Consider the following 12,048-nt stretch of genomic DNA (forward strand, 5'->3'; position numbering starts at 1 on the left):
CAGGTTCTATCCGAAAAACTTCATCCTTTTACAGATCCGGCAGTAATCCCCTCGACAATACGATTGCTGAGGATAAAGAAAGCTATCAGAATCGGCAGGATGCTGATGACGAGTGTCGCACCGATAGCACCCCAATCCGTCGTATATTGGCCAATGAAGTTCTGGATACCAACGGTCAATGTTTTGTAGGTATCCGAGCTGATAAACGTGTTGACAAATACAAACTCGTTCCAGTTGTAAATCATGTTGATAATAGCCGCTGTTGCAATTACGGGCGAAGTCATCGGCAGGGTGATCCGGAAGAAAATATGGTGGATGGATGCCCCGTCTATGATAGCGGCTTCCTCAACTTCCCGCGGCAATGCCTCATAGAAGCCGAGCAGAATCATAATCGTGATCGGCAGGTTAAAGGCTGTATACGTAAGGATGACAGATAACGGGCTGTCAATCAGATTGATGTTTGTAAATGTATTGAATAATGGGATAAGAGTTGAATGGACAGGTATCATCAATCCAACCATGAACAAGCCTAAAACCAGCTTACTCGCTTTCCATTTCATCCGTGTAATCGCAAATGTTACCATACTGGCCAGCAGGACAGTCAACACAACCGCTGATACCGTATAAATGACACTATTAATGAAATATTGACCGATGTTCCCTTCTGTCCACACCTTGAGATAGTTCTCCCACTTCGGATTTGCCGGCAGGGAAAATGGTGACATATTAAATACTTCCTGGTTGTTTTTCAAGGAGAAAAGGAACAGCCAGATAATTGGGTATGTTTGGAATACGGCTACGATGGCAAGGAACAAGTACAAAATTCCATATGCAACCCTGGTCCCAATCTTCTTTGTCTTAAGAAACGGTTTCTTTTCTTTTACCCTGTTTCCAGTCGGAACCGTTTTTACAGTATCCATCAAATACCTCCTTTTTACAGGTTGGAATTTTGATCAGCTGCGGTTAGTTTTCGGATCAGGTAAGTGGTAACAAGACAGATAACGAGCAGGAAGAATCCAACCGCACTTCCGTAGCCAAAGTCAAATCCTTTAAACGCTTTATTGTACATATAGGAGGCCATAACCTCGCTGGCTCCGTTTGGCCCGCCGCCTGTCATAATATAAATCAGGTCAAAATATTTTAATGAACCGACGACCGCAAGCACAATGGTTACCTTGATGACATTCATGATCAATGGAAGCTTGATCTTTGTTGCAATCTGAAATGTAGTGGCGCCATCGATTTTTGCCGCTTCCAAAAGTTCATCCGGGATATTCTTCAGTGCTGCATAATAAATCAGAATATAAAAACCTGCATATTGCCAAACAATCGGGACAATGATCGCAAACAATGCCAGTTTGGGATCAGCCAGCCATGAAGGAGGGTCCTGGACACCAAGCTTCATCAGAATATGATTCAAAATTCCGTTGCCCGGATGGTAGATTTTTATCCAGAGTTGTGCAATTGCTACTGATGCCAGCAGCATGGGAATCAAATAAATTTTTCTGAGGAGATCAGCCCCCCTGATCCTTTCAGCAAGAATGATTGAAATACATAAATAGCCAATCAGGCTGAGAGCCGAGAAAAGGGCAAGCAAGAAGGAATGATAGGCACTTTTCCAAAACAGGTGGTCATGAATAAGGTGGCTGTAATTTTTTAAGCCCACGAATTTCATTTCCCCGATCCCATCCCATTCCATGAGCCCAAAATATCCGGTCTGAACAATCGGTACATATATTAAGGCAAGGATCAGGAAGAGAGAAGGTGCAATATAAAGGAAGATCACCCTTTTGTCGGACATGACATTGTTCAAGACGGTTCAACTCCTTCCTCTACTGGTAAAATAAGAAAGGACATATCGTACTTACAAGACATGTCCTTTTCTTAACATGTTTACTGCTTCAACTTACTTTGCTTCATTCTTTAATGCATCTTCATGCTGCTTTGCAAAATCCTGCGGCTGTACCTGGTTGCCAAACAAGGATTGAATCAGGTTCAAGTGTGTTTCGGCAACGGAAGGGCTCATCTGGACATCTGCAAACAGTGTGAGGTTGCTTGCTTTGTTCAATTCATTCAGGACATCAATATACAGTTGTGGCAGTTTAACTTTGGAAGTATCCACTTTCGTGGCAGGAATAACACCGGCTTTTGTTACTGATTGCTCTCCCCATTTTTCAATGAAGAACTTAACAAATTCTTTGGATTCCTCTTTTACCTCTGAATTCTCAGCGACAAACAATCCTACACCGGGCCCGCCAACCCAGCTGTCGATGTTGCCTTTCCCGCCTTTAACTGTCGGGAATTTGAAGAATCCGACATTTTCACGGAATTCTTGCGGAATTTCTTGATTTGTTGTGAAGTTTGGAAGTTCCCATGTTCCCATAAGGTACATAGCTGCTTTCCCGTTCAGGAATTCAGATTTTGCTTCATCATTGGAAAGACCGTTAAATCCTTTATTGAAAGCATTTGCTTTTACAAGTGTTTGAATTTCACCGGCTGCTGACACGAGAGCAGGATCTTCAAATGAACCGGAACGGTCAATTGCCTTGTTTAACACTTCGGGCCCGCCAATGCGGTCAGCCAGGTACATATACCAGAGGGAGCCTGTCCAGCGGTCTTTGTTGCCCAGAGCGATTGGGGTAATCCCCTTGCTTTCAAGTGTTTTCACAACATTCCGGAACTGTTCATAGGTTTCTGGTACTTCCAGATTGTTCTCCTTGAAAATTTTCTTATTGTAATAGACCGGAGCGATGTTCAACTCAAGCGGCAGTCCGTACGTCTTGCCATCAACGGTATAAGATTCAGTTGTACCTTTTACAAACTTTTCTTTTAACCCATCATTCAGAATATCATCAAGCGGGGTAAAAAGCTTTCCTCTGGCAAAAGGTTTTAAGTAACCGGCTGCCCAGGTAAACCCGACATCGGGCAGTTTATTTGACGAAGAAAGGATCTTAATTTTATTTTTGTACTGCTCATTCTCAAGCACTTCAACCTCAACGTTGATATCCGGGTGTTCTGCTTCAAATTGTTTGATGATATCCTCAACAATCATGTTTTGCTGCTTGGAGCTGCCAGCAGGCCAGAGATGCATAAACTTGATCGTTTTCCCGGAACCGCTTTCATTTTTGGCCTCTTTAGAAACTGAACAGCCTGTCACAACAACCGAGAGAATGAGAACAGATACAAGCATTAATAAATGAGCCTTCTTTATCATTTACGAACCCCCCTGTTGATTTACTGTTATAGATTAAGTGTAGCACCAAAAAAAGAAGCGGTAAGGTCACCGCGTTTGGGGAAAATACCATATTTTTTAGATGGAAGATTCTTCAATATCTACTGAATTCCGGTAGTTGCCCGGGGTGACTCCTTCATAATCTTTAAAAATCTTGATAAAATATTTGGCTGTTTGGTACCCTACCTTGCGGGAAATTTCTTGAATTGACAAGGAGGTTGACAGCAAAAGGCTTTTCGCCAGTTCCAGCCTTTTCCGTGTCAGATATTCACTAAAGGTGAGACCGGTTTGCTCCTTAAATAGGACACTGAAATAGCTTGCATTCAAATAGACCATATCGGCTACTTCTTTAAGAGTGATCTGGCTGTCGATATGATCATTGATGTATTGGATCGCTTCTTTAATTGGTGACTTTGTCAGACTCTCGTTTCTTTCGACCTGTAAGATTCTCTTGTCGGCTACTTTCTCAATATAACCCGCTCTCTCCTTGCTCTTCTGGGTCTCAAGTGCCTGTTCCACTGCTTCAATCAGTTGTTGCTTATTGATGGGCTTCAACAAGTAATTCACCACACCAAGGCGAATGGCTTCCTGGGCATAATCGAAATCGGGATACCCCGAAAGAATCAAGACGACTGGTTTTTTTTCATTTTCTCTCAATGTTTTCAACAATCGGAGTCCGTTCATTTCAGGCATGCAAATATCAGTGATCAAGAGATGCACTTTCCCAGAGTTAAAAATCTCCAGAGCCTTGTTGCCATCTTCTGCTGTCAGGATCTCATATCGCCCTGCAGACCATAGTTCCAATGTCTTCTTCAAGCCTTCTCTTGTCCTTTGCTCATCATCCACAATCAAAATCCGCTTGGCAATAATTCTTATGAACCTCCTTTTGCCGGTATTTCAATTGTCACACGTGTTCCCACGCCCGGTGTACTTTCTACCCGCAAATCGGGCAGATCAAATTTTTCATAATAAAGATGAAGCCTCTTGTTGACATTGGAAAGAGCGATTCCTTTTCCTTTAAACGATGACACTCCATCATGTTTAACCTCTTGATTAATTTGATCCAGTGTTTGCTGATCGATCCCCTTTCCGTTATCCGTAACCACAACTCTGATATAACCACTGGTTTCTGCTTCTATTGTTTTAATGGCTATCATACCCTGTTGCGTTTTGTTTTCAATCCCATGCACGATCGCATTTTCCACAAGAGGCTGAATGATCAGCTTCGGTATACGGCAGTCAAGATGCCGGGGGTCTACGGAAACTTCCCACATAAGCCGGTCTCCAAGCCTCATTTTCATCAGCTGCAAATACCGTTCAATATGTTCCAGTTCGTCACGGATCCTTACCCATTCGCCTTCCCTTGAGTTCCCGATTGTATAGCGGAACAGATTCGACATCACCACGACCAGTTCAGCAAGGTCTTCCACTCCCCTTTCCTCCAAAGACCAGTACAGGGCATTAAGTGTATTATAAAGAAAATGCGGATTAATCTGGGCTTGCAGCGCTTTTAGTTCTGTCCTGCTACGCAGCAATTCCTTCTCGTAGACTTCCTGGATGAGGTGGTTCATATTTTCAGCCATCTGGTTATAAGTATTATTTAGTTCAATGATCTCAACAGAAGAAAACATTTTCGGACTCTGCTTTAATTTATCCAGCTTGGCATTTTTCATTGTGCTGGTCAGCTTATGAATCGGTCTTGTAATGAAGTGGGACAGGAAAAGTGATGAAATCAGGAAGATGACCCATCCAATACCGCCAGACAATAGAATAGATGCCCTGACAGCCGAAACTCCTTCAAAAAGGCGGCTCATTGGCATCAGGATCACAAGCGTCCAGCCTGTCAGCTCTGAGCGTTCCTTTACAACCATATAATCTGTCCCATCGATCTTGACGCTCTGCTTTCCTGCTTCCAATACACCTTTAAGGCTGCCCTTATAGTTAGAAGTTATAGGTGTAAGACTCTGGTCAAGGAGCATCATAAATTCCCGATGCTCGTCTCCCTGGTCAATGTCATTCACCTGAAAATAGCTGTTATAGATGCGAGTTACCAAATATCCCCCTTTTGTATACCAACGGTCCATCAAACTCACTCTGCGGATCGCAAGTGAATAACTTCCGTTAAGGGGATCCTTGCCCGCCCATACAGCCTTCCCTTTATAACTATCTGCCTGCTCAATCCACTTGAGGTCTATCCTGTCCGACAGCTGAGTATCATCAAACGGGTAAATCCTGTTCCCATCGACCGAATATAGTTCGAACGACTGAATGCCATCCGAATACACCTGGTAGTTGCCGATAATTCGTGCAAGCGTTTGCTTTTCGGAAAAGTTCAAACTGTTCCCATTTACCATTGACAGCAGTTGCTGCTGAACGGTTTCATTGGTTACAAGCTGACTGGATAAGGTGTCAACTTGTTTATAAAGCGTTTCCATTCTTCCGTTTGCTTCAATGGCAGTCTGTTTGATTTGTTTCTCAGCATTGTTCTTCACCATCGCAGACACCTGGTTGTACACGGAGAAGGATACAATCGCCAGAACGAACAGCATGACCACGAGGTAAACTGATAGTATCTGATTGCGCAATGTATTGAGGTTTCTGAGCTTGTCCTTAATAATAACGATCACCCATTATTGCTATCTTTATTAAATTGTAGCAAACAAAAGTGATAAATAGTATGGAAAATATTTTATCTCTCTAAAGCGAGGGTGTTTAAAAAGTATGCCTTTAGGGCTCTTCTTTGACAAAAACAAAGAAGAGCCCCTCGTTTGGTATAGCGGTTATATAAATCAAAAAATGCGGAAAAGAACGATTCTTTTTATAAGCATGATCGTATTATATGATCCAATGATTCTTACTATAAACCTAAAAAGTGTTCCCGAAAATTACTTATTTATCCCAGAATTCACTGCTTGGACGTCCTGCACGCTTGGTTAATTCGTCCCGGAGCGCGAAGTAGGCTGGCTTAGGCCGATAGCTTTCATCGAACGGAGTCGCGGCCCCCTGACCCGTGAACCAGCCGGGCACCCAGGAATGCGCGTCCGTAAAGCCCCACACTGTAAATGATTCACAACCCTTCACCCGCAGACAAGTGTCCATAAGACGCCCAAAGTAATCCTTTTGCTCAGCAAGCTTCTCATCTGTTACAGGTAGAGGCATGCGAACATCAACCTCGGTAAGAGATACCTTAAGCCCAAGATCGGTAAACCTCTGCAAGTTTTGCTGCATGTTTTCCGGGAACCCGTACTGTATGCCGAGATGTGACTGGAATCCTACACCGTCAATAGGCACACCACGCTCTTTGAGATCTTTGACCAGTTTATACATGGCATCGCTCTTAGGGCCTGTCCCCTCAATGTTGTAGTCATTGATGTACAACTTGGCATGCGGATCTGCCTCGTGCGCCCATTGTAAAGACTTGGCTATATAGTCAGGGCCCATGGCACGCAACCAAATGCTGTCGCGCAGGGTACCATCCTCGTTAAACGGTTCATTGACGACGTCCCAGGCCTGCACTCTGCCCTTAAAATGCTTCATAACATCAATTATATGCTTGTGCAGTATCTGCTCAAGCTCTTCATTGGTGAAGTTGCCGCCAGTAAGCCATTGAGGCAGCTGGTTATGCCATACCAGCGTATGACCGCGTACGACCTGACCATGACGGCGTGCAAAATTCACGAGTTGATCGGACGCAGTGAAATTAAGCTGTCCCCTTGTCGGTTCGATCGCTTCCCACTTCATCTCATTCTCTGGTGTAACGCTGTTAAACTCTCGAGCCAGCACCTTACGGTATTGCTGTTCATTGGTGAGCACGTTCACGTCAACAGCAGTTCCGACCTTGACCACACGCCGCTTTGCATAGTCCCGCAGGCCTGAGTCATGCTTACCCTTAACACCTTTATTCTCCATGGCCGCAATGGTGGTCGGACTGGCCATAATTGACAGAAGCAGAGCGGATGCAAGCAGAAATGAATGCGCTTTCTTTATCATGCATAAACCCCCTGTATTGATTTTTTACATATTAAGTGTAGCACCAAAAAAAGCAGAGGTAAGGTCACGGCCTTTGGATAAAATACCAAAATTTTTAGATAAGTATGCCCGGCCTTCACAGATTGCCGAACCAGGGGTTTTTTAACAAAATACTAACCATTCCATCACAGGCCAAATCAAAAGAAAAACCCCGATTCGCGAGATTGAAGAAAAATCGGGGTCTCTTTTATAAGCCCAAGTACTGAATCGTTTCTCCATTGACACTCTATTTTTGCTGTTTCCAGTAGTTTGATTGCAAATACCTATAGAGCCTTCTCTACAATGTGGTTTCCAGGAACAGCTCTTTTAAGCTTTGAGTCAAATCAGGGGTGACAGACAGGATCCCCTGCGCAAATAGAGATTCTTTGACCGCATCCTGCCCCGTTGTCCATGGGATAACATTTAATACGTAAACCAGCACAACAAAGAGCAGAAACGCTTGCAACAGGGCAAGCAGCAATCCTCCGGACCGGTTAAACAGGCGGACAACCGGAAGCTTCGCTGCCTGATTGATCAACGTTGCGGCAATCGAAAGGAGAAACTTGCACCCGACCAGCAAAAGGATAAACGCCAGTCCCGAATAGAGCAGTTTATCAATCGGCAGTAATGCCATCCAGCCACTGCTCACCGAGTCGGGCAGCGGCAGGATTTCACTTAAAACAGGTGCCAACTCATCGGTAAATTGATAAGCCGCCCAGATCCCGATAAAGAAACCGAGTAGAGAAGCGGCTTGTAAAATCAATCCCCGCTGGTATCCCCGGATGCACAAACCAATGAGCAGGAGTAAAAGAATAAGATCAAACAGATTCATCAAATCCTCCTCACGGCTGTTCATCTTCGACAAGATGCAAAATTTCATCAAATTCTTGTTTCAGCTTCAAATAGTCATCAGCAATATTTACTGCGGATAATACGGCCAGCCGGGTTGTATCCAGCTTGGGGTTCTTATCGGCAATTTGCCTCATTTTTTCATCGACATGACTGGCTACTTGCCTCATATGGCCAGGGCTTGCTTTCCCGATAATATGATACTGTTGCCCGTAGATCTCTACAGCTAATTTGTTCATGTCAGCGCCTCCTTCACGTGGTGAATGTATCACATTCCAACCCGCTCTTCAGGCGCACCACCCATTCGCAAAGGATCAGCGAAAAACATTCTTATTGTCTCAGTTTTGCTCCCAGGACGTCCTCCAGATAATTGACCACATGCCCATGAATTTCATGGACTTCTTCATCGGTCAGGGTTCGGTCCATCGCACGGTAAACGAGTGAATAGGCGATACTCTTCTTACCTTCTCCTACTTGTGCACCTGTAAAAACATCGAAGAGGGTTACAGACTCTAGTAATTCTCCGGCAACCTCACGAATTCCTTCCTCTACTTCCCCAACTGCCACATCTTTATCAACAACCATTGCCAGGTCACGGGTAACAGCAGGGAAACGCGGAATCGGCTGATAGGCCGTTTCGTCATTTACTGCGTCAAATAACTTGGCCAGGTCCAGTTGGAAAACAACACAGTCAGCTAAATCATGCTTTTGCGCCAGTTTCGGGTGGAGCTGACCCAGAAGGCCAATCACTTCACCATCAAGAACCATTTCAGCAGTACGGCCCGGGTGGAATCCCTTCGGGGCGGCTTCCCGATATTCCACATCCTCTACTCCCAGCCGGGCAAACAACGCCTCCAAAACCCCCTTGGCAGTATAAAAATCTTCAGCAGGGGAGCGTTTTTTCTTCCAGATCGTAGAATCCGGACCTCCTGTGAAAAGCCCCCCCAGTTCCAGACGCTCATCCGGCAATGCGGTCAATTTCTTTTCTTCGGTCAGATAGGTACGCCCAACTTCAAAGATGGCCACTCTGGAGATTCCGTGATTAACGTTGTATGCAGCCACTTCCAGCAGATGGGGCAACAAGCTAGTCCGCAGAACAGCACGTTCATTGCTCATCGGGTTAGCCAGGCCAATCGGCTGGGCGGATGAATGAAGTGACTCTATCTCCCGGTCCGCTTCCGGGGAAGTTAAACTATAAGTGACTGCCTCATGCATCCCCAGATTGCGCAGCATGTGACGGGTAATTCGGCGCAATTTTTGTTCACGGGTAAGCCCCCCCGGAGGTTGCTGTCCCCACGGCAATGTAGTCGGGATCCGGTCATAGCCAAAGATGCGTGCCACTTCTTCAATCAGATCTACCTCAAGCGCAAGATCGGGGCGGCGTGTTGGAACTTGAACATCGTAGACCCCTTCATTGGACTGCACCGGGAAATTAAGGCGGCGGAAGATGTCTAATACTTCATCCTCCTCGATTTGCACGCCTAATAGATTAACAAGCCGGTCATGGCGCAGGGAAATGACTACATCATCCACTTCGCCAATTCTTTCCTCAGTGATATCAGATCCTACTTCCCCTCCAGCAATTTGCTGCAACAGCTGAACAGCACGGGCCAAAGCAGGAATAATCCGTTCCGGGTCTACTCCTTTTTCAAAGCGGTTGCTCGCCTCAGAACGAAGGCCAAGCTTGCGTGCCGCTTTCCGGGTGATAAGGGGATCGAAAAAGGCGGATTCAATAAGTACAGAAGTCGTTTTTTCTGTAACTTCCGAGGACTCCCCGCCCATAATTCCGGCGATCCCGAGCGGCTGTTTTCCATCGGTAATCAACAGGGTTTCATCATCACAGGTACGGGTCACTCCGTCCAGGGTAACCAGGGACTCACCGGGATGTGCGCGGCGGACTAGAATATTACCGTCTGAAATCTGGTTATAGTCAAAGGCATGAAGCGGTTGTCCTGTCTCAATCATGACATAATTAGTTACATCTACAATGTTGTTGATAGGACGGATCCCGGCAGAGATCAACCGGTTTTGCATCCATTGAGGAGATGGCCCGATTTTAAGATTGTGAACCACTTGTGCCGCATAAAACGGACAATCCTCTTCCGATTCCAGGGTGATTTTCACGGGTGTAACATCATCATAAACAGATTGGATGAGCACGTCCGGCAAGCGAAGTTCCCGGTCAAAAATCGCGGCGATCTCATAGGCAACGCCAATCATGCTTAAACAATCGGAACGGTTTGGTGTTAATTGAAGTTCAATCACCTGGTCATTCATACCCAGGTAATTTTTCACATCTTCACCTACCGGGGCATCTGAACCCAAAACGAGAATTCCCTCGGTTTGCTCTTTCATCAGTACTTTATCCGGTAATCCCAATTCCTTGGCAGAGCAGATCATCCCATTGGACTCTACTCCTCTTATCCTCGCTTTTTTGATCCTCCCGCCGGGCAACTTCGCTCCCACCAGCGCAACGGGAACCCGCTGCCCTTTGGCCACATTGGCCGCACCACAGACGATCTGGAGTTGTTGTCCTTTGCCGACATGAACCATACATACATTCAAACGATCTGCTTCCGGATGGCGTTCCACTGACAGCACTTCTCCCACGACCACTCCGGAAACGCCGGCATCCCGGGTGTAGATCACTTCAACTTCAATCCCTGTCCGGTTTAACTCTTCACCAATATCTTCCGGGGAAATCCCCTCCAAATCTACGTATTGTGATAGCCATTCATATGATACTAACATGGTGTCAACTCCCCTCTCACACAGACCTGAACTGGCGTAAGAAACGCAAGTCGTTGTTATAGAAATGGCGGATATCTTCAATCCCGTACTTTAACATCGCGATCCGCTCAACTCCCATTCCAAATGCAAAGCCGGTGTAACGCTCCGGATTGTAACCCGCTTTTTCCAATACGCGAGGATGGACCATACCGGCTCCCAGAATTTCAATCCAACCTCTTTCCGGGTCATAGATATCCACTTCGACACTGGGCTCCGTAAATGGGAAATAGCTGGGACGCAAACGCATCTCCGTGCCCTCGCCGAAAATTTTCTCAATAAATGAAAGCAATACTCCGTTTAATTCGCTCATCGACACACCCCGGTCGACGACTAATCCCTCAATCTGTGTAAATTGGTGGGAGTGGGTTGCATCATCATCATCACGACGGTATACCTTACCCGGACAAATAATGCGAACCGGTACATATCCCTCTTTGGCTTCCAGGGTTCTCACCTGCACCGGGGAGGTATGGGTCCGCAATAGCATTTCAGGTGTGAAATAGAAGGAATCTTGCATATCACGGGCAGGATGATCTTTCAAAAAGTTAAGTGCTTCAAAATTGTAATAATCTGTTTCTATTTCGGGACCCTCCGCTACTTCAAAGCCCATTCCGACAAAGATATCCTCAATCTGCTCGATAATCAGGTTGAGCGGGTGCACAGACCCGACAGGGTGTGTAATTCCCGGCAGAGTCACATCAATCTTCTCTAAATGGAGCTTCTCCGAAAGCGCCTTCTCTTCAAAAGATGCTTCCCGTTCAGAAATCAACTCTTCCAGTTGGCCGCGAATGTCGTTGGCCAGGCTGCCGATGACGGGACGCTCTTCAGGGGACAGTTTTCCCATCCCCCGCAAAATGCCGGTTAATTCGCCTTTCTTTCCCAAATACTTCACTTTCAACTCCCGCAAGCTTTCGAGATCAGCCACTGTCTCAATCGCTTCGGTCGCTTCTTCCTTTAACGCCTGTAATCGCTCCCGCATCACAAACGCTCCTTTCTTCTTTATATGAAAGTGGGCTGTTTCAACCAATCATAAACGTTTTTAAGTATAAAATAAAAAAATCCCACGCCCTAAAGGGACGAGAGATTCGCGGTACCACCCTTTTTGAAAAGCAAAAATATCTATGGTTGCTTTTCCACTTCAATCGGATAACGGCCGAAAACCGATTCCC

Annotated in this window: 10 protein-coding genes and 1 other annotated feature (1 of these 11 cut by a window edge); all 10 genes read right to left on the reverse strand. The window is 45.7% G+C overall.

Annotation, left to right across the window (positions count from 1 at the left end):
- Positions 1-20: 20 nt before the first annotated feature.
- Positions 21-920 carry a carbohydrate ABC transporter permease gene (locus I8U27_RS09635; protein WP_181751794.1) on the reverse strand — a complete coding sequence of 300 codons (900 nt, stop codon included), beginning with the start codon at positions 918-920 and terminating at the stop codon, positions 21-23.
- A 14-nt stretch (positions 921-934) separates the two neighbouring features.
- Entirely contained in the window at positions 935-1,813 is an 879-nt protein-coding gene (locus I8U27_RS09640) for a carbohydrate ABC transporter permease (RefSeq protein ID WP_181751793.1), read from the reverse strand.
- Between the two features lie 93 nt (positions 1,814-1,906).
- Positions 1,907-3,214 carry an extracellular solute-binding protein gene (locus tag I8U27_RS09645; protein ID WP_181751792.1) on the reverse strand — a complete coding sequence of 436 codons (1,308 nt, stop codon included), beginning with the start codon at positions 3,212-3,214 and terminating at the stop codon, positions 1,907-1,909.
- A 96-nt stretch (positions 3,215-3,310) separates the two neighbouring features.
- Complete coding sequence (locus I8U27_RS09650; RefSeq protein WP_181751880.1) at positions 3,311-4,102, reverse strand: response regulator transcription factor; 792 nt, start codon at positions 4,100-4,102, stop codon at positions 3,311-3,313.
- A gap of 2 nt (positions 4,103-4,104) precedes the next feature.
- Entirely contained in the window at positions 4,105-5,727 is a 1,623-nt protein-coding gene (locus I8U27_RS09655) for a sensor histidine kinase (RefSeq protein ID WP_232345345.1), read from the reverse strand.
- A 394-nt stretch (positions 5,728-6,121) separates the two neighbouring features.
- Positions 6,122-7,222 carry an endo-1,4-beta-xylanase gene (locus I8U27_RS09660; protein WP_198065864.1) on the reverse strand — a complete coding sequence of 367 codons (1,101 nt, stop codon included), beginning with the start codon at positions 7,220-7,222 and terminating at the stop codon, positions 6,122-6,124.
- A gap of 316 nt (positions 7,223-7,538) precedes the next feature.
- A complete protein-coding gene (locus I8U27_RS09665; RefSeq protein WP_181751791.1) occupies positions 7,539-8,072 on the reverse strand; it encodes a CvpA family protein in 534 nt (177 codons plus the stop codon).
- Between the two features lie 10 nt (positions 8,073-8,082).
- Complete coding sequence (gene zapA, locus I8U27_RS09670) at positions 8,083-8,328, reverse strand: cell division protein ZapA (RefSeq protein ID WP_181751790.1); 246 nt, start codon at positions 8,326-8,328, stop codon at positions 8,083-8,085.
- A gap of 91 nt (positions 8,329-8,419) precedes the next feature.
- Positions 8,420-10,840 carry a phenylalanine--tRNA ligase subunit beta gene (gene pheT / locus I8U27_RS09675; RefSeq protein ID WP_181751789.1) on the reverse strand — a complete coding sequence of 807 codons (2,421 nt, stop codon included), beginning with the start codon at positions 10,838-10,840 and terminating at the stop codon, positions 8,420-8,422.
- A 16-nt stretch (positions 10,841-10,856) separates the two neighbouring features.
- Positions 10,857-11,858, reverse strand: coding sequence for a phenylalanine--tRNA ligase subunit alpha (gene pheS / locus I8U27_RS09680; RefSeq protein ID WP_181751788.1), 1,002 nt, complete (start codon positions 11,856-11,858; stop codon positions 10,857-10,859).
- A 90-nt stretch (positions 11,859-11,948) separates the two neighbouring features.
- Positions 11,949-12,048: a binding site (T-box leader), on the reverse strand; it runs 139 nt beyond the window's last position.

It is taken from the genome of Paenactinomyces guangxiensis (assembly GCF_016055185.1).
In the GTDB taxonomy this organism is placed as follows: domain Bacteria; phylum Bacillota; class Bacilli; order Thermoactinomycetales; family Thermoactinomycetaceae; genus Paenactinomyces; species Paenactinomyces guangxiensis.

Coding starts and splice junctions, on each gene's coding strand:
- zapA (WP_181751790.1), bottom strand. CDS start 8,328: ATGAACAAATTAGCTGTAGAGATCTACGGGCAACAGTATCATATTATC.
- I8U27_RS09635 (WP_181751794.1), bottom strand. CDS start 920: ATGGATACTGTAAAAACGGTTCCGACTGGAAACAGGGTAAAAGAAAAG.
- pheT (WP_181751789.1), bottom strand. CDS start 10,840: ATGTTAGTATCATATGAATGGCTATCACAATACGTAGATTTGGAGGGG.
- I8U27_RS09645 (WP_181751792.1), bottom strand. CDS start 3,214: ATGATAAAGAAGGCTCATTTATTAATGCTTGTATCTGTTCTCATTCTC.
- I8U27_RS09660 (WP_198065864.1), bottom strand. CDS start 7,222: ATGATAAAGAAAGCGCATTCATTTCTGCTTGCATCCGCTCTGCTTCTG.
- I8U27_RS09665 (WP_181751791.1), bottom strand. CDS start 8,072: ATGAATCTGTTTGATCTTATTCTTTTACTCCTGCTCATTGGTTTGTGC.
- I8U27_RS09655 (WP_232345345.1), bottom strand. CDS start 5,727: ATGGTGAAGAACAATGCTGAGAAACAAATCAAACAGACTGCCATTGAA.
- pheS (WP_181751788.1), bottom strand. CDS start 11,858: ATGCGGGAGCGATTACAGGCGTTAAAGGAAGAAGCGACCGAAGCGATT.